This is a genomic window from Nodularia sp. UHCC 0506, from assembly GCF_034931045.1.
Lineage (GTDB): Bacteria > Cyanobacteriota > Cyanobacteriia > Cyanobacteriales > Nostocaceae > Nodularia.
Window position 1 is genome coordinate 24,684 of record NZ_JAYGHH010000020.1, and the last position, 22,092, is coordinate 46,775.

20 protein-coding genes, 1 tRNA gene and 1 pseudogene are annotated in these 22,092 nt (G+C 40.3%); 9 read left to right on the plus strand and 13 right to left on the minus strand.

The window, feature by feature from the left end; translation table 11 throughout:
* The 3 genes from hetI to yidD all read right to left on the minus strand — a co-directional run bounded on the left by hetI (position 1) and on the right by yidD (position 2,481).
* The gene (hetI, locus tag VB654_RS13205) at positions 1-720 is read right to left on the minus strand and encodes a 4'-phosphopantetheinyl transferase HetI (protein WP_416235683.1); all 720 of its coding nucleotides are present in this window, start codon (positions 718-720) and stop codon (positions 1-3) included.
* A gap of 164 nt (positions 721-884) precedes the next feature.
* Positions 885-1,901: a sulfate/molybdate ABC transporter ATP-binding protein gene (locus VB654_RS13210; protein ID WP_323214229.1), complete on the minus strand. Its 1,017-nt coding sequence runs from the start codon at positions 1,899-1,901 to the stop codon at positions 885-887.
* A 103-nt stretch (positions 1,902-2,004) separates the two neighbouring features.
* Positions 2,005-2,481 (minus strand): membrane protein insertion efficiency factor YidD, encoded by a 477-nt coding sequence (yidD, locus tag VB654_RS13215; RefSeq protein WP_323214230.1) that lies wholly within the window; start codon positions 2,479-2,481, stop codon positions 2,005-2,007.
* A gap of 202 nt (positions 2,482-2,683) precedes the next feature.
* Between yidD and chlP the strand changes: the two genes are divergently transcribed.
* On the plus strand, positions 2,684-3,904 hold the full coding sequence (gene chlP / locus VB654_RS13220) for a geranylgeranyl reductase (protein WP_323214231.1): 1,221 nt from the start codon (positions 2,684-2,686) through the stop codon (positions 3,902-3,904).
* Positions 3,905-4,374: 470 nt separating this feature from the next.
* Here the strand turns inward: chlP and VB654_RS13225 are convergent, their stop codons facing one another.
* On the minus strand, positions 4,375-5,205 hold the full coding sequence (locus VB654_RS13225; RefSeq protein WP_323214232.1) for a PEP-CTERM sorting domain-containing protein: 831 nt from the start codon (positions 5,203-5,205) through the stop codon (positions 4,375-4,377).
* A gap of 442 nt (positions 5,206-5,647) precedes the next feature.
* Here VB654_RS13225 and VB654_RS25245 point away from each other — a divergent pair.
* Positions 5,648-5,740: pseudogene (locus tag VB654_RS25245) on the plus strand (IS982 family transposase); the annotation flags it as partial.
* A 132-nt stretch (positions 5,741-5,872) separates the two neighbouring features.
* Here VB654_RS25245 and VB654_RS13230 read toward each other — a convergent pair.
* Complete coding sequence (locus tag VB654_RS13230) at positions 5,873-6,550, minus strand: SDR family oxidoreductase (RefSeq protein WP_323214233.1); 678 nt, start codon at positions 6,548-6,550, stop codon at positions 5,873-5,875.
* Positions 6,551-6,584: 34 nt separating this feature from the next.
* Positions 6,585-8,795 carry a penicillin-binding protein 1A gene (locus VB654_RS13235; RefSeq protein ID WP_323214234.1) on the minus strand — a complete coding sequence of 737 codons (2,211 nt, stop codon included), beginning with the start codon at positions 8,793-8,795 and terminating at the stop codon, positions 6,585-6,587.
* 318 nt (positions 8,796-9,113) lie between these two features.
* Between VB654_RS13235 and folK the strand changes: the two genes are divergently transcribed.
* Together folK and VB654_RS13245 are read left to right on the plus strand one after the other, a co-directional pair.
* Complete coding sequence (gene folK / locus VB654_RS13240) at positions 9,114-9,647, plus strand: 2-amino-4-hydroxy-6-hydroxymethyldihydropteridine diphosphokinase (RefSeq protein WP_323214235.1); 534 nt, start codon at positions 9,114-9,116, stop codon at positions 9,645-9,647.
* Positions 9,648-9,728: 81 nt separating this feature from the next.
* Positions 9,729-10,277: an NUDIX hydrolase gene (locus VB654_RS13245; protein WP_323214236.1), complete on the plus strand. Its 549-nt coding sequence runs from the start codon at positions 9,729-9,731 to the stop codon at positions 10,275-10,277.
* 202 nt (positions 10,278-10,479) lie between these two features.
* Here the strand turns inward: VB654_RS13245 and VB654_RS13250 are convergent, their stop codons facing one another.
* The 3 genes from VB654_RS13250 to VB654_RS13260 form a co-directional block, all read right to left on the minus strand.
* Positions 10,480-11,133 (minus strand): HAD family hydrolase, encoded by a 654-nt coding sequence (locus VB654_RS13250; protein ID WP_323214237.1) that lies wholly within the window; start codon positions 11,131-11,133, stop codon positions 10,480-10,482.
* A gap of 56 nt (positions 11,134-11,189) precedes the next feature.
* The gene (locus tag VB654_RS13255) at positions 11,190-12,383 is read right to left on the minus strand and encodes an NAD(P)/FAD-dependent oxidoreductase (RefSeq protein ID WP_323214238.1); all 1,194 of its coding nucleotides are present in this window, start codon (positions 12,381-12,383) and stop codon (positions 11,190-11,192) included.
* A gap of 64 nt (positions 12,384-12,447) precedes the next feature.
* Positions 12,448-12,576: a hypothetical protein gene (locus tag VB654_RS13260; RefSeq protein WP_323214239.1), complete on the minus strand. Its 129-nt coding sequence runs from the start codon at positions 12,574-12,576 to the stop codon at positions 12,448-12,450.
* Here VB654_RS13260 and VB654_RS13265 point away from each other — a divergent pair.
* Entirely contained in the window at positions 12,575-12,760 is a 186-nt protein-coding gene (locus VB654_RS13265; protein ID WP_323214240.1) for a hypothetical protein, read from the plus strand. The two genes, VB654_RS13260 and VB654_RS13265, sit on opposite strands and share 2 nt — an antisense overlap.
* A gap of 207 nt (positions 12,761-12,967) precedes the next feature.
* On the plus strand, positions 12,968-15,994 hold the full coding sequence (locus VB654_RS13270) for a type ISP restriction/modification enzyme (RefSeq protein WP_323214241.1): 3,027 nt from the start codon (positions 12,968-12,970) through the stop codon (positions 15,992-15,994).
* Positions 15,995-16,108: 114 nt separating this feature from the next.
* Here VB654_RS13270 and VB654_RS13275 read toward each other — a convergent pair.
* A tRNA-Gly gene (locus tag VB654_RS13275) sits at positions 16,109-16,180 on the minus strand.
* 344 nt (positions 16,181-16,524) lie between these two features.
* On the opposite strand from VB654_RS13275, the gene VB654_RS13280 reads away from it, so the two are divergent.
* The 3 genes from VB654_RS13280 (at position 16,525) to VB654_RS13290 (ending at position 19,547) form a co-directional block, all read left to right on the plus strand.
* Positions 16,525-17,400 carry an Npun_R2479 family HD domain-containing metalloprotein gene (locus VB654_RS13280; RefSeq protein ID WP_323214242.1) on the plus strand — a complete coding sequence of 292 codons (876 nt, stop codon included), beginning with the start codon at positions 16,525-16,527 and terminating at the stop codon, positions 17,398-17,400.
* A gap of 172 nt (positions 17,401-17,572) precedes the next feature.
* Entirely contained in the window at positions 17,573-18,694 is a 1,122-nt protein-coding gene (locus tag VB654_RS13285) for an ABC transporter permease (protein WP_323214243.1), read from the plus strand.
* Positions 18,695-19,094: 400 nt separating this feature from the next.
* Positions 19,095-19,547 carry a cobalamin biosynthesis protein gene (locus VB654_RS13290; RefSeq protein WP_323214244.1) on the plus strand — a complete coding sequence of 151 codons (453 nt, stop codon included), beginning with the start codon at positions 19,095-19,097 and terminating at the stop codon, positions 19,545-19,547.
* Here VB654_RS13290 and VB654_RS13295 read toward each other — a convergent pair.
* The 3 genes from VB654_RS13295 to VB654_RS13305 all read right to left on the minus strand — a co-directional run bounded on the left by VB654_RS13295 (position 19,523) and on the right by VB654_RS13305 (position 22,039).
* Positions 19,523-19,876, minus strand: coding sequence for a phage holin family protein (locus VB654_RS13295; RefSeq protein ID WP_323214245.1), 354 nt, complete (start codon positions 19,874-19,876; stop codon positions 19,523-19,525). The two genes, VB654_RS13290 and VB654_RS13295, sit on opposite strands and share 25 nt — an antisense overlap.
* Positions 19,877-19,894: 18 nt before the next feature.
* The gene (locus tag VB654_RS13300) at positions 19,895-20,653 is read right to left on the minus strand and encodes a peptidoglycan-binding protein (RefSeq protein WP_323214246.1); all 759 of its coding nucleotides are present in this window, start codon (positions 20,651-20,653) and stop codon (positions 19,895-19,897) included.
* Positions 20,654-20,758: 105 nt separating this feature from the next.
* Positions 20,759-22,039 (minus strand): pitrilysin family protein, encoded by a 1,281-nt coding sequence (locus VB654_RS13305; RefSeq protein ID WP_323214247.1) that lies wholly within the window; start codon positions 22,037-22,039, stop codon positions 20,759-20,761.
* Positions 22,040-22,092 lie beyond the last annotated feature (53 nt).

Consider the following 22,092-nt stretch of genomic DNA (forward strand, 5'->3'; position numbering starts at 1 on the left):
TCAGTATTGCCAACACTGCAAATTATCAACAGCACCCGCCACAACTACGGCAGCAAGAGAATCTTGAGCAGGCCTTAGCTCGAAAAGACTCCAATTCTCAGATGTCTTTAACTGGGCGGGTTTTGTGGGATTGAGTAATATTTCAATTTGTTCTAACTGAGCTAGTCCTTCTCCAGTGGCCTTTAAATACGCTTCCTTGCAAGTCCAATAACGGAAAAATATTTCTTGCTGTTCGTGGCCAGATAGCGATCGCACTATCTCATATTCTCTGGGTAAAAAGAACCTTTTGGCCAGGGCTTCTACATCAGACATGGGGCGAATATACTCTAAATCTACGCCAATTTGACTGTGATAATTGACTGCACACAGCGCTAACCCTTGAGAATGAGACAAATTAAAACATAAACCACTCTTAGCTAAAGTATCCGCCAACACTGGTTTACCACGCTCTTCATAGTCAAATACTACTTGTTGTGACTCAATACCCAAGTAGTTACCCAATATATTTCGCAGGATACCGCGACCTGTGATAAAACGTTGCCGATGCTCCTGAAAATGGAATCGGTTCGCACGAGCGATCTCGTCATCCGAAAGGGTTGTGAGCAAATTTTGTCGCTGTACTTCTGAGACATCAAGGTGAATGCGCCAGAGATGAATATCATTTGATAACAAAGTCAAATTTTGCGGTACAGGTAGCCATAAATGATTAAGAGCCGTCATTGATTGCATAACTGACATTATTTTGGCATTTTGGCACACCTAATTTTAAAAGGATAGATACAATATTTACGTGGGATACATTTCATGTGCAAAGTACTAAAAATCGAAATCCCTCGACTAGTTACCGAGGGATTTTTTATTTTTTTAGAGTAATAAGTTTAAGGTTAAATTGAATAATGCAGGGGAAAAGACCTAGCGTCTTTTGGCTTGACATACACCCGATCTTGTGGTTCTAATTGTAACTCGTCAAAGCGATCGCGTGTTAAATGTGCAGCCACAACTTGCCCATCATCTAACGTTAATTCTATCTGAATTTCCCAACCTAAATTGATTAACCGGGTAACTGTAGCTGGTGCAGTCGTACCATTTGCCTGTCGTTCAATCTGGACATCTTGGGGACGTAAAAATACTTGGCTATTTGCAGCATCAAAGCCACTACTCTGGAAAATCTTGGAGGTATTGGATAAAACATTTACCGGGCCAATAAAGCTCATCACAAATGCCGTTGCGGGATTGTCGTAAATTTGGGCTGGTGTTCCCACCTGTTCTACCCTTCCTTTATTCATCACCACCACTTCGTCGGAAACTTCCATCGCTTCTTCTTGGTCGTGAGTGACGAAAACAGTGGTAACATGAACCTCATCATGGAGGCGGCGTAACCATGCCCGCAAATCTTTACGGACTTTAGCATCCAGTGCGCCAAATGGTTCATCTAGCAATAATACGTTAGGTTCTACAGCCAGCGCCCTAGCTAATGCTACCCTTTGTCTTTGACCACCAGACAGTTGAGATGGATAGCGATCGCCTAATCCACTTAATTGGACTAACTCTAGTAATTGCTCTACCCGGCCTTTAATTTTCTTCGCTGGTGCTTTGCGAATTTCTAAACCAAAACCAATATTCTGTCGAACATTCAGATGTTTAAACAGGGCATAGTGCTGAAACACAAATCCAATATTTCGCTCTTGGACACTTTGATATGTAGCATCCTTACCAGTCAGCAAAATTTTACCGCTATCTGGCATTTCCAAGCCCGCAATTAACCGTAGCAAAGTGGATTTACCAGATCCCGATGGTCCCAATAAAGCAACCAATGAACCACTTTTAATTTCGAGATTCACCTGCTCAACGGCTCGAAAATCCCCGAAATTCTTGGATACATTCTCAACTACTATGCCCACTGCTGCTGTACCTCTACAACTTAATCTACGGCTTATTGCTAGGATTACCGTGCTTTACATATACCATAGATAAGATCCTTTCGGTTAATTTGAATCAGACATTTTAGCTACAACTGCCACAATCGAGAAAGCTACAGTCAGCCCCACTGCAATCAAGCGCACTACAATCAGGACTAGTACAGTCAGCCCCACTACAATCAGGGCTAGTAATCAGAATTTCCACACAATGACCTCCACACTCAATACCAGTCAAATAGTCATTACAGTCACGATTGTTACTACCAGGTTTGTGCTGAGGTGATTGGGGTTTTTGTGGTTCTGGTTCTCGTTTCTCGGCTTGCGTGCGCAAAATGTAATTAGCTTGCTTACAGGCTTGAAATCGTTCACGAGACTGAGTTAATGCGGCGCGGAAACCGTCCTGAATAATCACCTGCTTAAAATACTGAGAGCAAGATTCACCCCCATATAACATTCGATGAGCGCAAGCAAAACCTTTATGGGGGGAAATGTGTTTTTGATATCCAGTAATGGCGATCACACCAACTTGTCTAGTCAGCGAGTTGAATGCAGAAATTTGCATAGAAGGAGGTAGATGCTAGGTAATAACTTATAGTTCCCATTGATAAGTCACGATTTCCGATTCCCCACCCCCTCTTTTTGTATCGAAATATTAAGGAATATTGCATTTCAGTCAAAATCTGAAGCAAGACAGGGAAATCCAGCAAAACTCCGTGATAGGATGCTTGGGTTAAACGTTTTTATCAACTATTGGGAGAAGACCTTTGACACTACGGGTTGCTGTTGTTGGGTCGGGTCCTGCTGGTTCATCTGCCGCTGAAACGCTGGCGAAAGCAGGAATTGAAACTTACTTATTTGAGCGTAAACTAGATAATGCCAAGCCCTGCGGGGGGGCAATTCCCCTGTGTATGGTTGGTGAATTTGACCTACCACCAGAGATTATTGACCGCCGTGTGCGGAAGATGAAAATGATTTCACCTTCCAATCGTGAGGTTAATATCAATATAGTAAAAGAAGACGAATATATAGGAATGTGCCGCCGGGAAGTACTGGATGGTTTCCTGCGTGACCGGGCGGCAAAACTAGGGGCAAATTTAATTAACGCCACTGTTCATAAACTTGATATACCCACAAATAACACCAGTCCTTATACAATTCACTACGTTGACCATACAGAAGGTGGTTCACAAGGTATTACTAAAACCCTAAAAGTAGACTTAGTGATTGGGGCGGATGGCGCTAATTCTCGCATTGCCAAAGAAATGGATGCTGGGGATTATAACTATGCGATCGCTTTCCAAGAGCGCATCCGCTTACCCCAGGATAAAATGGACTACTATAACGACTTAGCCGAAATGTATGTGGGCAATGACGTTTCCACAGACTTCTACGCCTGGGTTTTCCCCAAATACGACCACGTAGCCGTCGGTACCGGCACAATGCAAGTTAATAAAGCCAGCATCAAACAATTACAAGCAGGTATCCGCGCCCGTGCTTCCGAAAAATTAGCAGGCGGTAAAATCATTAAAGTCGAAGCTCACCCCATCCCAGAACATCCCCGTCCCCGTCGTGTAGTCGGTCGGATTGCGTTGGTAGGAGATGCGGCTGGTTATGTTACCAAATCCTCTGGTGAAGGTATTTACTTTGCAGCTAAGTCTGGGCGGATGTGTGCCGAAACCATTGTAGAAATGTCTAACAGTGGTGCCAGTATTCCCACAGAAAAAGACCTCAAGGTTTACTTGAAGCGCTGGGATAAGAAATACGGACTCACCTACAAAGTCCTAGACATTCTGCAAACAGTGTTCTACCGTTCCGACGCTACCCGCGAAGCCTTTGTAGAAATGTGCGATGATCTGGATGTGCAGAAGCTCACATTTGATAGCTATTTGTATAAAACAGTTGTCCCAGCTAACCCCTTCACCCAACTCAAAATTACTGCCAAAACTCTTGGTAGTCTGATTCGCGGTAATGCTTTGGCTCCTTAATCAAAAAATTAATTGAGCTAAATATTCCATCAAAGAATAAAATTTTTGTCCAGGATGTAATTTATCCGTATATTCTGGACAAAATAGACAAATACTTCATCCAATTCTCCGCAATTGGCACAGCATAACATTAAAACTTCAAAATAGAACCTAGCTACTGTATAATCAGGTGCGTATTTTTATAGCTATGTAAAAAGGAATGTCAACAATTAAAGGTATAGGGTGCGTTATCCTACGTCATAACACACCCTACAAATAATTTACATTTTTTCATGCTTTTGTCAGCCAAAAATCCCATAAAAAAATTAAACTTGCACATTTGGGATGCTCTCTAAATTTATGGGGCTTTGGATGAATTTTTCAAAAGCAAATGGATATATTAATTAATATTTAATTGAAAGATAGAGAAAACTCAATATTTGGTGAAGTCACCTTTATTTTGTATTTTCCCTCCCCTATCTCACATCAAGTTACTTCACTGTCCCTTGCTGTTTGCGTTTGCGAAAAGAAGTAACTCCAAAAGCACCTAAGCCTAAGATACCCATAAGAGAAGTAGGTTCAGGAACACTAGCTAAATCTTCTCCTCTGCTTCCATCAACAGGAACACTACCAAAGATTTCTTCTGCCGTTCCTTCAATCCCTACTGTGAACCCATTCCACAATTCACTGCTGAGGCTGCTCCAACTGATGGTACGAAATGCCCCAGCAAATCGGATAGTTCCATGTGGCTCATCTGTACCTAACAGTCGGTATTCAAAGTCTCCATTACCAAGGTCAATGACTTCTTTAAACGAAGTACCACAACCCCAGTAGCCACAGCTATTTCCGTCGCTAGAATTACCAAAACTCAATATTTCAAAATCTTGAGTGAATGAGTAACCGTTACCATTGAGACTTATATAAGAAAACACCAGATTGGCAACGTTTTCCGAAAATGTTAGTGTTTGCTCTCCAGCCCATCTTAAGGCAATTATGTCTGTTCCCGTGGGAATATTATCAACGGATTCACTTGTGTAGGGTGATGTTGCTTCATTTCTTCCACTCCTCTCATTTTGCCAGTAATCTATGCCGCCATTGGGTTGAAAGAAATCGATATTTTGTGGGTTATTGTAAGTAACATCGATTGTTGATGTTGGGGTTGTAATCGTCCCATTGCCAGTGAAACCATTGGTGTTAGTACCACTAATCCAATCAGTCCAGTATATTGTAGCTGCCGAGGCCATATTTCCTGTTCCCAGGGCAATTACTGCTGCTCCGGCTGTAGCTATTGATAACTTAGTCAATAGATTTACACTTGACATAGTGTTACTTTATTTTATATTTGTGATTTTTGTTTGCTCAATGTAGGTAATAATAACACCTGTTTTTCCGGATTGGTAAGCTTTTTTTAGTTTATTTACATAAAAATTATAGATAAATGAAGCTGCTAGTATTATTAACACTAAACATAAGGTATTTTTACTGAAATTAAAAATATATTAAATACATACATGAATATACATTTAACTTGTACTTAAACAAACAATGAAGTTAGTAAAAATACTATAGAGGTACATAAAAGCTGCCACATAAGGGCAGAGATATCTCATGTTTGAACAAACATTAATATAACGTGAGTTTGACGGAGAGGAAAGCCTGAAAAGCTTGCTAGGTAATAATTTAAAGAAGTAGGATGCCAAAGAATGAAGCAAATAGAAGGGGAATAGTTGAAAAAAAGACAAAAAATGCCGAGACTAAAAATATCTATGTTGCTTTTTACATACACGCACAGGAGAAATTACTGGGATTAGCTTTATCGATTCCACACCCATCAATGTTTGTCACCCTTTAAGGTCGAGCGCATAACTTTTTGGTGAATTTGATGGCTGGTTTAGCTGCTTATACCTATTTACCTAAAAAAACTTCCATTGACATTTACCCAAAAGATTTGCCTGCTCTACCTCCTGGCCTTTTTTAGTTCCGTCGAACTCAGGTTAAACTAAATTCTACAAACTCTGGTTCCCCAGCCAACATATTTTTGTCCACTGCGGACAAAGTTTTATTGTGGGAACGTTGAGAATTTAGACACTTACAAACCAATTGGGCGACATCTGGACGATGAATAGTACCAACAATCCGGGGATCTTCAGTTAAAATTCCATTACCTGTGGCTGGTTCTGATTTTAAACCACCAGGACGAATAATTGTATAAATTAATCCACTAGCAATTAAGTGTTGTTCAGCCTTATCCTTTTCCACCAACACAGGCCCCAGAGTTGCTAAAGCTTGCGGAGGTAAAGCACTGGCGCTATTACCAGTACCAATAGAAGAAACTAAAATAAACCTTTGGACACCAGCTTTTACTGCGGCATCAATGAGATTTTTGTTACCAAGAAAATCAGCCCTTTCACCTTCTGAGGGTAAGCCGCCAATGGTACTAATAACTGTGTGGATCGGTTCATTTGCCAGTATTGCACCTTCAATATCGCTGACATTTAAAGCATCTCCCATTACAGATTGAATTCCTATTGCTTCTAGTTCAGCAACAGCCGACTCATTTCTCAGGAGTGCTTTTACTTGAAGATTTTGGGCGGTTAAGCATTTGGCAATTTCTCGACCAACACCACGGCTTGCCCCTGCGAGAAAAATATAAGATGCACTTGTCATATTAATTATTTATGGAATGGCGATCGCAAAGTGATTAATCAGAAGCAGAAGAGCTGGGTCTGAGTCTTTCTCTCCAAGAAGGCTGTGGGGATGAAGAACCAGAACTACTATTAGGACGTTGAGGTTTAGTGGGTGGTGCAGCATCTGCTTCTACTCTTCTACGCTGTCTGGTAGGGGAAGCTACACTCGCAGATGGATTGGTAGTTTGTGGCTGTGAAGGTCTTCTGGTACTTCTAGATGATCTAGCAACGTTAGTATTGGGGGGACTGGGCTGATTTGCAACAGTGGACAGAGAACGATGCTGTATTGATTTCGGTTTGATGGGTTGCGCTTTTATGCTACCTACTCGACCTTGAAGCTTGGGTCTTTCAGGAAACTTTTCTATCGGCATTCCCTCTACTGCTTTTTCCATAAATTCCCTCCAAGTGTAAGCAGCACTACCACTGTCTCCCGAAGTCGGGCGGTTATTATCATTACCTAACCAAACGCCTGTGACTATTTGGGGAATGTATCCAATAAACCACAAATCACGGGCTTTATCAGAGGTTCCTGTTTTCCCCGCCACAGGCCTATTCTTTAACTGGGCAGGGCCGCCAGTACCAGCTTCAACGACGTTGCGTAACATCCAGGTCATAATCCCGGCAGTTGTGGGGTCAAGCACTCGCTGATGCTGGAAATTATGTGACCAAACTACCTCTCCTTGACGGTTAAGGATGCGGCGAATGCCATGAGCTTCTATATATAATCCTTGGGTGGCAAAGCTACCATAAGCGTTGGTTAATTCCAGTAAATTTACTTCATGGGAACCAAGAGCTAAAGAATAGGTTGGCTGAAGTTCTGATTTGATCCCTAAATTACGGGCAGTATTAATAATTGGCTCAAATCCTACATCTAGCAATACTTTTACCGCAATGGTATTAGTGGAACGGGTGAGAGCATCTCGGATAGTCATAGAGCCACGAAAGTTTTTGCCAAAGTTTTGTGGTTCGTAGTCATCAATGACAATAGGTGCATCTAGATAGCTGTCATTTGGGCTTTTACCGGTGGCTATGGCTGCTGCATAGACAAATCCCTTAAATGTCGATCCTGGCTGACGTTGTGCCTGAGTAGCTCGATTAAATTGATTTTTACTAAAGTCTTTACCGCCTACCATAGCCTTAATTTCGCCATTACGGGGGTCTATGGCTACCAAAGATCCTTGAGTAAAATTCTGCCAACGGCCTCGATTTTTTAAGGTTTTGCTAACTGCTGCTTCTGCGGCCTGCTGCCAAGTGGGATTTAGGGTTGTTTCCACTACTAAACCCCCTTGTGTTAAGACTTCGGGGGAAACATATTTAGGTAATTCTTGGAGGATGTGACTAGTAAAGTAGGGCGATTTTACTTGTAGCCGCTTGGGAAAACTGCTGTTGAGGTTGAGTGATTCCTGTGCAGATGCCTGTCTTTGGGCGGCTGTAATTAATTCATTTTCATACATCCGTTGCAATACTATATTTCGTCTTTGTATCGCAGCTGTAGGATTTTGCTTTGGGGAGTATAAACTGGGAGCGGGAGCTAATCCGGCAATCATGGCTGCTTCGCCCAGGGTGAGTTGATCTACTGTTTTACTGAAGTATACCCAGGCGGCATCTGCGACACCATAAGCTCCAGATCCTAAATATACCAAATTGAGGTAACGTTCTAAAATTTGGTTTTTGCTCAACTCTTGTTCCATTTTCTGAGCTAGGCGCACTTCTTTGAGTTTGCGCCAAATTGTTTGCTCTTGTTTGAGGAAAAGAATTCTTGCTAGTTGTTGGGTAATTGTGCTTGCACCTTCTACCACAGCTTGCGATCGCAAGTTCTTTAAAGCTGCTCTGACAATTCCTTGAGGGTCAATACCACGATGACTTTCAAATCTTCTATCTTCTGAAGCAATAAAAGCTTGTTGGAGTTGATCTGGTATTTGTTCTAGCCTGAGCCGTTCTCTGGTGGCTTCACCTTGTTGTTGGAGTATAGTGCCGTCAACAGCTTTAATGGTTAGGGTTTGCGCTCGGCTGCTAACTTTCAGTTCCGCTTGATCTGGCAAACTCTGATCAATTGTGCCAATTAAGTAGTGCAAGCCGATGATTGTACCACCTATGCTACTACCTATACCCAAACTTGCCCAAAACCAGAACCGCCGATAAAACGGTCTATCTTGGCTACTAAATATACCAGTGATCCCAGAGGAGACACTATTGATTTGATTCCAGAATTGCCTTGTCCTCATAAACCTTGTGGGTGGTAAGCTCTCTTTTGTAGCTTCCTCGTTCTCGTAATGATTACCAGGGGTCAATCGCGTTTCCTCCTTGTCAGAGTCGCTTAAATTGGTTGATCTTTGCTTGAACTAGGAGGTGAGCTTTCCCACATCAGTTCTTTCTTAAAGTACCTGAAACCTGCCAATTATGTAAAATTATTGGGGTTAGCGCACCACGTTTGTGTTAGTATAATAGCTCATAAATAATTAATTGAATTCAGTAATACATAAAAATAATTTTTCGGGGGATCGTTAATTTGTTTGTGAATATTCATACCCAGATTTAACTAATTGTTCAAACCAGCAAATTCATTCAAGGTATCTACCAAAGGTGCAATATGTCGGGCTAGTGCGATCGCTCTGGGTGGTAATATTGGCGATTCACATCAGATTTTAGCAGCAGCTATCGAGACATTAGCCCAAACCCCAGGCATAAAGCTGCAAGCTAAATCCAGTTGGTATAGAACTAAAGCCGTAGGCCCACCACAGCCAGATTATTTAAATGGCTGCGCCATTTTGCAAGTAGAAATGCCACCACATTTATTATTAGAGACTTTATTAGCCACGGAACAGCAGTTTGGGCGAGTGCGTCATGAGCGTTGGGGTGCGCGATCGCTGGATTTAGATTTGTTACTATATGATGACTTCATTCTAGATACCCTCAACCTCCAAATTCCTCACCCCCGAATGAGAGAACGGGCTTTTGTCTTAGTACCATTGGCAGAAATTGCCCCAGATTGGGTAGAACCAGTTTCTGGACGTGTAATTAAAGATTTAGTAAACGAGGTAGACTGTTCTGATGTACATTTGTTAAAGAGCAATTAAAGTTACCAACCATAAACGTCAAGAATACTGTTTTTACGGAAGAGTGTTTGTAGATGTATGTAGATATAACAGAAATTTACTATGCCATTAGGTAGAGAATTACCACAGTTACTGAAACAATGCCTGTTTTATAAAGGTCGGAAGTTTAATTTTGAAGTCAATCGCCTACGTTTACCGAATAAAGCCGAAGGGGATTGGGAATGTATCCGTCACCCTGGTGGAGCCTTAGCAGTGCCTGTGACGGCAGAAGGTAAACTTGTACTGGTGCGCCAGTATCGTTTCGCAATTCAGGGCAGGATATTAGAATTTCCCGCCGGGACTCTCGAACTCAATGAAGATCCCCTAGAGACAATACAGAGGGAAATTGAGGAGGAAACCGGTTATACTTCTCAAAAATGGGACAAATTAGGTGAGTTTTTCCTCGCCCCTGGCTATTCTGATGAAATTATTTATGCTTTTTTGGCCAGAGATTTGGAAAAGCTGGAAAACCCACCCCAGCAAGATGCAGATGAGGATATCGAAACTGTGTTGATGACTCCTGAAGAATTTGAGCAAGCGATTCTCCAAGGCGAAGCAGTAGACGCTAAATCGATTTCTAGTTTTATGCTGGCGCGTCCGTTTCTGGTTTAATTTTAGAGATATCCCAGACAAAAAATGTAGAGATGTTGAATGCAACGTCTCTACAAGGTTCATATAGCCCTACGCATACACGTTAGGACATTGTTGATTGCTGAAAGTCTGGATGTAGGGGCGGGTATGGCTACGCCACGCAAGCTATGACAGAACTCAGCACTTGGCACTCAGCACTCAGCACTCAGCACTTGGCTATATTTCAAGAATTTTGCTCTCGATTAATCCAAATACCCCTCAACCCCGCAGCTTTAGCACCTTGATAGTCCTCTACGATGCTGTCACCAATGTGCCATGCTGCTGACGGTGGACATTTATGTTTTGCTAAAGCGATCGCAAAAATTTGGGGATCAGGTTTCGCCGCACCAGCTTGAGTAGAAATTGTCACAGAGGTAAAATAACTATTCAGTCCTAAACTTTGCAATACTGAAAAAATGCGAGAATCAAAATTGGATAATATTCCTAATTCAATGTCCTGTTTTCGCCAGTCTTTCAAAGATGACAAGACATCAGGATAAACGAACCAAGGTTCAGCTGTCCCAAAGTGGATATAGAGTTCACTAAAAAAACCAGAAAAATCCTCAAATTGTGACAAAACACCTGCACTTTCAAAAGTATTGAGGGTGATCTTCCGCCACCATTCAAATTCGTGTTGGGGAAGATCATGTAATTCTGCATTGGGAAACACCGGTGCTGTTGCTGCTTTAAAGCTTTGCAGAAAGGTTGTATTTAAAATTTCTGCTTCAACTTCAACATCAAATTCCTTGGCTATTTGACTATAAACTTCGCCCACACTGCCTTTTACGCCGAAGAGTGTGCCGACAGCATCTAAAAGAATAACTTTCGGTCGTTCCATCAAACCTTAATATAATTGTAAATGTGGGGTTTTAGATTTAGTAAGGATACCAGATCCTACTCAGAAAGTGTCTCTATAATAGGACGAACTAGCCAATTAAAACCAACTTTAAGTTGATGATCTAAAGTTGGCATCCGGTAGAGATAAGCTAGACGACGGGCAATATATGCCAAGGAACCATCTAATTTCACACCTAAACCTGTGAGAGTGGCGTTGTCTTTGCCTAATGCCATCATTTCACCTAAAGGCTGGTAACGGAATGGTAGTAAGGGGCGATCGCTCAGTGATGCCCAGATATTCCAAGCAGTATAATCAGCTTGTTGAAAAGCAACTTGGGCTGTAGCTGGGACTTGTTGACCTTCAGCATCACAACAGTCGGCTAAATCACCCAAAGCAAAGATTTCTGGATGTTCTAATACTTGTAAGGTGGGTGTAGTCGTAATTTGACCACGCTGATTTTGTTTGAAAGCCAGTGTTTTGACCACAGGTGCAACTTTGGTTCCTACAGTCCAAATGACTAAATCTACAGGAATTGTATCAACCTGATTTTTGTAGTCTAGGGAAATGGTATCCTGCCCGATGGATTCAACTTTGGTTTCTAAGTCTAGAAATACACCCTTGGCTTCTAACGCTTTTTTTGCAGCTTCGCGGTTAAATTCTGGGGAAGTGCGTAAAATTTGATCACCGATTTCAATTAGGCGGAAACGTCCCTTTTCTCCTAGTCTATCTGCTAACTTACAGGCTAATTCCACACCACTGTAACCAGCGCCCACAATTGCTACCCGAATTTTGTCTGCATTTGATTCTTCTAGAACTCGCAGACGTTCTTCTAAACGATAAGCATCTGTAATATTGCGGAAGGGGTAAGCGTGGGAGGTAGCACCGGGAACCATATCTAATGGTGTTTCTCCACCCAAAGCCAAGACTAAGCGATTGTATGTGATTTCTAGCCCGTCTTGTAAATGTACTCGTTGCTGTTCGGTGTCAATTCCCGAAACAATAGCTTGACAAAAGCGCACACCTGTGTTTTGCAGCAGTTCTTCAAAAGGTGGGGCGATTTCCCAGGTTTGTAGTTCCCCGGTGAGTAATTCGTAGAGTAAAGGTGCAAAAATAAAGCGATCGCTTTGATCAACTAAGACAATTTCGGGCTTTTGGTCATTTTCCCAAGGTAACTGGCTTAAACGCAGGGCGGTATATAGACCACCAAAACCTCCGCCAAGGATACATATTCTAGGAGTTTGTTCAGTCATCGATTTTATAGGAAAGTCAATCCCAGCATGGCAACTACCTCCAGTGTAATGAATTTCTTTAGCTCTATTGCCATGAGTTGATAATCTCTAGATGTATTTTAAGTGGTTGCGGTGCGATCGCATCTTCTTTGCGTCTTTGCTTGTTTGCGCCTAATGTATAAAGAATTTTTACAACAAGTAGGAGAAATATCATGAGTAACTTAAACGTACAAATTCCCGAATCCTTATATAAGCAAATTGAAACCTTAGCAGAAAAAGCCAAACGCGGTAGTTGGGATAAATTCCAACAAGTTTTAGTTAAAGTCCCTGATGTACAACCAGAAGATGATGACAAATTATCATGGAAAGTGTCGTTTGCCAAATTAAATGTCCAGTAGACAATTTAATAAATTCACTGCGTATAGCGTATCCACTTCATTAAGTACATCATAGCCCTCTCCTCGCTTGCGGGGGTTGGGGGTGGGGTTCTTCTATCTCACTTAACTGATAACCCCTATAAATGCTGTATCAAATAGCCTATAATTAAATTATTACCGTCAAACCAAAATTGATTTTTTCCCCATCTTATATCAGTTGGTTTATTTATGTCTAGGCTTTTAGTTAGTCAATACCAAGCGGAAGTACAGAAAATTATCCAGTTTGGTGGTTCACGGAAGGAAACTTCTATTCGTGTCGCTTTTCAAAATCTCTTAAATGAATATTGCAAACCGAGAGATTTTTTACTGATTCCTGAGTTGGATTATAAATTACCCAACGGCAAATTTGTTTATCCTGATGGTACAGTTAAAGATGCTTTGCGTTTAGATTGGGGTTACTGGGAAAGTAAGGATCAATATGATAATTTAGATCAAGAAATCGAAAAGAAATTAAACAAGGGTTATCCTGATAGTAATATTTTATTTGAAGATTCCCAAACTGCCGTTTTAATTCAAGCTGGTACAGAAAATCAGCGCGTCTCTATGGGAGATGCTGAGGCGTTAGATGGCATTATTACCAATTTTATTAATTATGTCAGACCGGAAGTAAAAGATTTTCGGTCAGCTATAGAAACTTTTAAGCAAGATTTACCCACTGTTTTAGATTCTCTCAGAGATTTGATTGATAGTCAAGGGAAAAATAACATTTCTTTTGAAGCAGCAAGAAATAAGTTTTGGGATATTTGCAAAGAATCAATTAACCCGGAAATCAGTTTATTTGATATTCGGGAAATGATGATTCAGCATATTCTCAATGAAGATATTTTTCTAAATATTTTTAACGAGTCGCAGTTTCACAGAGAAAATAATGTGGCGCGGGAGTTACAAGGAGTAATTTCTACCTTTTTTACCGGAAATCTCAAGCGCAACACTCTAGGAACCATTGATAGATATTATGCAGTTATTAGACGGACTGCGGCAAATATTTATAATCACCAAGAAAAGCAGAAGTTTCTCAAGGCGTTATACGAAAACTTTTATAAAGCATATAATCCCAAAGCTGCGGACAGGTTGGGAATAGTCTATACTCCTAATGAAATTGTCCGGTTTATGATTGAAAGTGTAGATTTTTTAGTACATCAGCATTTTGGTAAGTTGTTAGCTGATAAAGATGTAGAAATTTTAGATCCTGCGACGGGTACGGGGACTTTTATTACAGAATTGATTGATTATTTACCCCAGCACAGTTTGGAGTATAAGTATAAACATGAAATTCATTGTAATGAGGTGGCGATTTTACCTTATTATATTGCGAATTTGAATATTGAGTATACCTATAAGCAGAAAATGGGGGTGTATGAGGAGTTTGAAAATATTTGTTTTGTGGATACTTTAGATCATACATCTTTTGCGGGTAAGCAAATGAATTTGTTTGCTATGAGTGTGGAGAATACCGCCAGGATTAAACGCCAGAATGATCGAAGTATTTCGGTGATTATTGGTAATCCTCCTTATAATGCCAAGCAGGAAAACTTTAATGATAATAATGCTAATCGTACTTATGGGGCAATAGATAAGTTAATTAAGGAAAGTTACGTTAAATATAGCAAGGCTCAGAATAATATTGTACTTTATGATATGTACACTCGGTTTATTCGCTGGGCTTCTGATAGACTGGGTAAAAATGGCATTATTGCATTTATTTGTAATAGTTCTTTTATTGATAGTATAACCTTTGATGGTTTTAGGAAAGCCGTAAGTGATGATTTTAATTATATTTACATTATAGATTTACATGGGGATGTCAGGAAAAATCCCAAACTTTCAGGAACTAGACATAATGTTTTTGGTATTCAAACTGGTGTAGCTATTATGTTTATGGTCAAAAAACAGAATAGTGATTTTAATGGAGGTCAAATATTTTATATTCGTCGTCCAGATTGTGATACAGCAGAGGAGAAGTTAAGATTTTTATCTCATAACAAATTTAGTCAAATTCCTTTTGAACATATTAAACCAGATAAAAACGGTAACTGGATAAATCAAGCTGATAATGATTTTGACAGTCTTTTACCTTTGGTTGACAAGGATGTGAAAGCAGGTAAGGGAGAAGAAGCTGTATTTAAGTTGTTTTCTTCAGGTGTAAAAACACAAAGAGATGAATGGGTTTATGATTTTTCGCACAATGCGCTAGAAGAGAAAGTAAATTTTTTAGTTGGAACTTATCAAAAAACACTGAAGGATTCAAACTATACCAACAAAAATCAAATTAAATGGGATAGGGAATTAACTAAATATTTAGATAAAAGAATTAATAAGAATTTTCAGCCTCAACAAATTATTAAAAGTTTATACCGTCCATATAATCAACAGTATCTTTATTTTGATAAGCATTTTAACGGGATGACTTATCAATGGTTTAATATCTATAATAATGGTGACTTAGAAAATAAATATATTGCTTTGTCAGGTATTGGTTCAAGCAAGTATTTTCACTGTCTTAGCTCTAATTTATTAATTGGGTTAGATACAATTGAAAAAACTCAATGTCTACCCCTATACCGCTACGACAAAGAAGGAAAACGCATTGATAATATTACCGACTGGGGACTAAAACAAATTCAAAGCCATTACCAAGATAAAACAATTACAAAAATAGATATCTTCCATTATACCTACGCAGTGTTACATAACCCAGAGTACCGGAAAAAATACGAACTCAACCTGAAACGCGACTTTCCCCGTTTACCGTTTTATGAAAACTTCGCGCAATGGGTTAACTGGGGAAAACAACTCATGGAATTACATATTAATTATGAAACAGTCGCACCTTATAAACTCACCCGTGTTGATATTCCGCTAAAAGATACCCCTTCGACTTCGCTCAGGGAACGCCAAAAAACACCCAAACCCAAATTAAAAGCCGATAAAACCAAAGGAAATATTATTTTAGATGATGTCACCACATTACAAAGTATTCCTAGTCAAGCTTGGGAATATATGCTCGGTAATCGCAGCGCCTTAGAATGGATATTAGATCAATATAAAGAGAAAAAACCCAAAGATCCCACCATTGCAGAAAAATTTAACACTTACCGATTTGCAGATTACAAAGAACAGGTGATAGATTTATTAAAGCGGGTGTGTACCGTCAGCGTGGAAACTATGAAAATTATTAATCTTATGTCTAAGTAAGTGGGCGAGAATAAAGCTAACTATGTCAAGTCATATACAAATATTGTAATTTAGCTCGTAGTAAGGGCTTTAGCCCTTAATTCAGGACTTTAGTCCTGACTACAAACCTTAAAAAGCGGGTGATGGGACTCGAACCCACGACGTTCACCATGGGAAGATGACATTCTACCACTGAATTACACCCGCAAATAATGGTTAACTTAACCAAGCTGTCTACTATAATAGCATTATATTAGTAATCTCTAGTAGCTAATTATCATAACCTCCGGGATGAGTTAGCCCTTGAGGACAGGTATAAATCCCTCAATATACGCCTGTTGAGTGCCTTTATGGCCATTTGTAACCTGCTAACTCTATAAATTGAGAAATTATGGCTTATGATTGTGAGCAAGGCACAAAGGTGCGTAAAAACCACACGGATGCCTCAGCTACAAGGATAAATCTGCACCTCCTATTTAAGCAATAGCAAAATTGACGGTGCAATTCTGGCGATATTAACATAAAAATTTTTATCTCTCTGAGCGACTAATATGTTCAATGCCACTGAAATTTTAATTGATGCCTTTGTTCTCGAAATTCGAGAAGGCTACCGTCGCACATACGGCTGCTTAAAACATGATTATCAAGATATTATTGCTTGGGCGGGTAATATGGCATTGGAAAATATTGCCAATAGCGATGCCCTGTATCACAACGTTGAACACTCTGTTTTAGTGACTCTTGTGGGGCAAGAAATCTTACGTGGTAAACACATTCGGGAGGGTGGCGTTTCTAGTGAAGACTGGCTACATTTTATCATTTCCTTGCTGTGTCATGATATTGGCTATGTTAAAGGAGTTTGCCGGCAAGACAAAGAAACAATAGGTTTATATGCCACCGGTCAAAAAGGCAAAATGATTACTCTGCAACCTGGGACTTCTGATGCTACTCTCACACCCTATCATGTTGATAGAGCTAAACTCTTCATTGATGAGCGTTTTGGTGGTCACACTTTAATTGATTCTGAAGCCATTAAAAGTAATATTGAGTTAACTCGGTTTCCAGTGCCAGTAGCAGAAGACCATCAAGATACAACTAGCTATGCTGGTTTAGTACGTGCGGCTGATTTGATTGGACAGTTAAGTGACCCACGTTACTTAAGAAAAATTACTTCTTTATTCTACGAGTTTCAAGAAACTGGGATGAATGACATTCTAGGTTACAAAACACCAGCCGATTTACGCAAAAATTACGCTAAGTTCTACTGGAATGGAGTTTATCCTTATATTAAAGATGGGCTGCATTACTTATCTCTGACTCAACAGGGCAAACAAATTATAGCTAATCTCTACTCAAATGTTTTTGTGGTAGAACATGAAAAAATACCAGAAGATGATTTATATTTAGTAGAACCAGAAAATAGTTAGATACACAAGGGTGGGCATATTTGCCCACCCCCACAATATTTACAGTATTAATATGTGGATTTCATTTACTAGCAAAGTGCTGTATAAATCATTAAATATCTGGTGGGAAAAAATGTAGAGGCGTGATATGTCACCTCTCTACAAGGGATACTCATGACAAAGGACAAATAAAATGAATTGGTGGCAAAGACTTCAGAAAAATCCTTTGGCGCGATTTGGGGCAATTGTCCTGTTAATTTTCTATGTGGCGGTAATTGCGGCTGATTTCGTTGCTCCTTATAACCCTCTCGCCTCACAGTCAAATGGTTCACTGTTACCACCAACTCGGATTTATTGGTTTTCTCAATCAGAACCAGGGAAATTTATTGGGCCTCATATATATCCTACAACTCAGGGAGATACTGACTTAGAAACAGGCGATCGCCAATTAATTGTAGACTTAGAAAAGCCTACACCTCTACATCTGTTCGTCTCCGGGGCTGAATATCGGCTATTACAGTTAAGATTACCACTACCGCCTACATGGGACGAAGTAACTATTTCCCCTGGTATTCCTGTGGATTGGCATTTGTTTGGCACAACAGGTGAAGCCTATATTAATATCTTGGGTACTGACGACCAAGGACGCGACCAATTCAGCCGTTTATTACATGGTGGTCGCATTAGTATGTTTATTGGCATTATCGGAGTGCTGATTACCTTTCCCCTGGGTCTGATAATTGGCGGTATTTCTGGCTATTTCGGTGGTTGGACTGACAGTGTAATTATGCGGTTTGCCGAAGTGCTAATGACATTCCCTGGAATTTATCTATTGGTGACTTTGGGTGCAGTCTTACCACCAGGTTTAACCAGTACCCAGCGTTTTTTACTGATTGTAGTAATTACTTCAGTAATTAGTTGGGCGGGGTTAGCACGGGTAATTAGGGGACAGGTATTATCGATAAAAGAGCGAGAATTTGTCCAAGCTGCAAAAGCAATGGGTGGTAAGCCAATTTACATTATTATTCGCCACATTCTGCCCCAAACGGCCACCTATGTAATTATTTCGGCAACATTGGCAGTTCCTGGCTTTATAGGTGCAGAAGCTGTCTTAAGTCTCATTGGTTTGGGAATCCAACAACCTGATCCTTCTTGGGGGAATATGCTATCTTTAGCCACTAATGCTTCCATTGTGGTGCTGCAACCTTGGTTAATTTGGCCGCCAGCTGCGTTAATTATCCTCACAGTGCTGTCTTTTAATTTACTGGGTGATGGGCTAAGAGATGCTCTAGATCCCCGCAGTTTGCGAAGATAGGATGTGAAAAATCAAAAAATAAGTGTATTGAATGGATAAGCATCTTGATATTGACGACCCTAAATTTATTACATACTAAGGAGGGATAAAGTTAGCTTATCCAAAAATTAAGAAAACAAAACTCCGTCGCAACTGTTATGAGCTTGCTGCGTCGGAGTCAGGAAGAATTGAAACACTAAAGTATCACAGGCAAAATGTTTCTACTTCAGCATTTCCTACTGTGCTATATCAACTAAATATATAAGGTTTAATTGTGTTTAACAGTATTATAAAGAGCAGTTTTCAGGTATCATAATTGGCGACTGATAGAAAACACTGAATTTAGTTATAAGTTGACAATAAATCTCTGGCAATATCGTGGTTTAATTTCAAATTTAATAAAATCTTTGAGATTTTTGGGGTGAATATATATAGCAATCATTTATGGGTGGGAATTGGTTGTCAAAAGGGTACTTCATGGCAATTGATGTCAAAGGCAATACAGAAAGTATTCCAAGAAAACCAACTCAAAGAAAATGCGATCGCAGGTCTTGCTACTATTGATACGAAAGCCTTAGAAGTGGGTTTAATAGAACTTTGCCGTTTACGCAGTTTTATCTTAAAAATCTTTCCTGCCGATATTTTGTCTACTGTTTGCGTCCCCAACCCTGCCAAAATTGCCGAAACAACAGTGGGAACTCCCAGCGTCGCTGAAGCTGCTGCTATTCTCGCTGCCTCTGACATTACCCCATCTTTAACTAGCAAGCAAGAGTTAGAAATCAGGTTATTAGTTCCTAAACGCATTTTTCGCTTACAGGGAGAACCAGGGGCAGTGACAATAGCTGTTGCCTACAAAACTGTTCTCAAAAAATAGTTAATTAGACTAGAAACAATTGTCAGCACAATTGAACCTACAAAAGCAGGTAAGAATCCTTGAATTTCAAAACCGTAACCAGGAGTCAGATTACTTGCTAACCAAAGGGTTAACGCATTAATCACGAATGTAAATAAACCAAAGGTGATTAAGGTAATTGGAAACGCTAAAATGCTGAAGATTGGGCGAATAAAAGCATTTACCAAACCAATAATTGCTACAGCCACTAAAGCTGCTACAAAATCCCTGACAAAGAAGCCAGGAACAACGTTAGCGGTAATGAGCAAAGCCACCGCAGTACCTAGCCAAGTTAGCAAAAAGTGTTTCATAAGTTCGCCTCAATTATTCTATCGTCGCAATAGTGCTTCCCAGGTAGCACCACCAACTACACCATCAGCCTCTAGACCAAAGCGTTGTTGTGCAGCTTTTACGGCTGCTTCAGTGTTCACGCCAAAATCTCCATCTACAGCGCCAGCCAGAAAACCAAGCTGTTTGAGTCGTTCTTGCAGCTTCCTAACTTCTGAATTACGCATTCCGAAACGTAAAATTGGCAATCCTTGGGACGTATATTGAACACCAGGGATTTGTCTAGGAGGTGAGGTAGGTCTTGGCTGAGGTTGAGGATTCGGAACTCTTGCAGGTGGATTTATCTGGGTGGGAACAGGAAATGACTGGTTAGGTGAAGGGATGGTTGATGTAATTATTGGTTCTGTGGGGAATAGTCGTTGCCAAGTTATAGCATCAACAATGCCATCTGGATTCAAATTAACTGCTCGCTTAAACTGAGAAACAGCGCTGGCTGTGTTCTCTTTGTATATACCATCCACTACACCTGAGTAAAAGCCCAAAAGTCTTAAAGCTGCTTGCAGTTCTGATACCCATTGTCCTTGACTACCAAGTTTGAGGGTAGGACGGCTAATACTAGCTCTAGGAGTTATTTGAGCAATTCGTTGGGGCGCTACAATTGCTACCACTGCATCTGAGGTCATGAGTAACAACGTAGATGAAAACAGAAGTAACCAATAAAATTTATCTGTTTTCCAGCAACAATATGCTTTTAGTGACTTAAAGTAGTGAAATATACTTGTTGTCAGGCTAACTGGCATCGATTTATTCCCAGAATCTTCTGTTGCTTATCTTACCGCCGCTTGAGTTCAAAAAACAGCTGATGCGATCGCTACACTTACCATAAAAGGGGTAGAGTTTGGAGTCTAAGCAGCATTGGGAAATGCATTATTAATTGCTGTCTCTTGACCAACCAAAGATACATAAGGTTCCTGTAAATACTTACAGGCGGCAGTTATGGCATCTTGAACAGTTACAGATGCAATCAGTTCTTGAAACTGCTGGTCAAAATCAAGTCCTAAGCCCAAAGTTTCATACCAGCCGTATATTTGAGCAATTTGTCCGTTAGTTTGCTTACCTAAAGCGTACTGCCCCAAAATTTTGTTTTTAGCTGCTTGTAGGGCGGTTTCTGATACTTCTGTCGTACAGAGTAAATCCACTTCTTTACGTAGCCCTTGCAAAGCGATATTTGTATTTTCTGGTGCTGTACCCATGTACACCACAAATGCTCCAGGATACAGCCTTGTAGGATAAAATGCCGATACTTCGTAAGCTAAACCCCGCTTTTCCCGTAATTCCACAAACAAGCGGCTAGAAAGCCCATTACCCAAGTAGGTAGACAGCAATTTTAATGGGGCGTAGTCTGGACAATTGACAGATGAACCCAAATAACCCAACATCAGAATCGATTGCTGTGTTTGTAGAGGCTGTAGGCGATGCTGTGGTTCTGCTTGAATTTCTGGTAAATTAACTAATGGCAATGGTTGTGCTGGAATTTGCCAATCACCAAAGACTTGTTCTACTAGTGCTACTGCATCTTCTAAGGTGACTCGCCCAGCAATACTAATTACAAGATTATCTGGACGAAAATAAGTTTGGTGAAACTGCACTAAGTCAGCACGTGATAAGCCGCTCATTGTGGTTTCATCTCCTAGTATTGACATAGCATAGGGATGATTTTGGTAGATTACCTGCCGCATTTGGCTAAAGGCAATGGTAAACGGCTGTTCTTTTTGAGAGCGAATACTTTGTAGTGCTAAACGCTTTTCTAGTTCTACTTGAGCTTCGGGAAATGTAGGCGATCGCAATATTCGCCCAGCCAATGTTAAAATCTCTGAGAAGTCAGATGTGACTGTTTTTAAAGACAATAAAAAATAATCAGTGGCAGCATCCGCACTTAAACTTGCACCCACAGATTCTACTTGTTCTGCTAATTCCCAGCTGGAAAGTCCGTCGCATCCTTTCGTCATCACAGCTGACAGCAAATGAGCTAACCCCGCTTGCTCTCGCGTTTCGTAACAACTACCAGCCCGGACAAACATCCGCGCCGCTACAATATCCGCCACCGGATTTTCTGCCACTAGCACTACAATGCCATTACTTAATACAGTGCGATGAATAGGAGAAGAAGATAAGGAAAGTTTCACAATTATTAGTAATAAATTATTAATTATTATTGCTGGTTAGTTGCTTAAAGTAA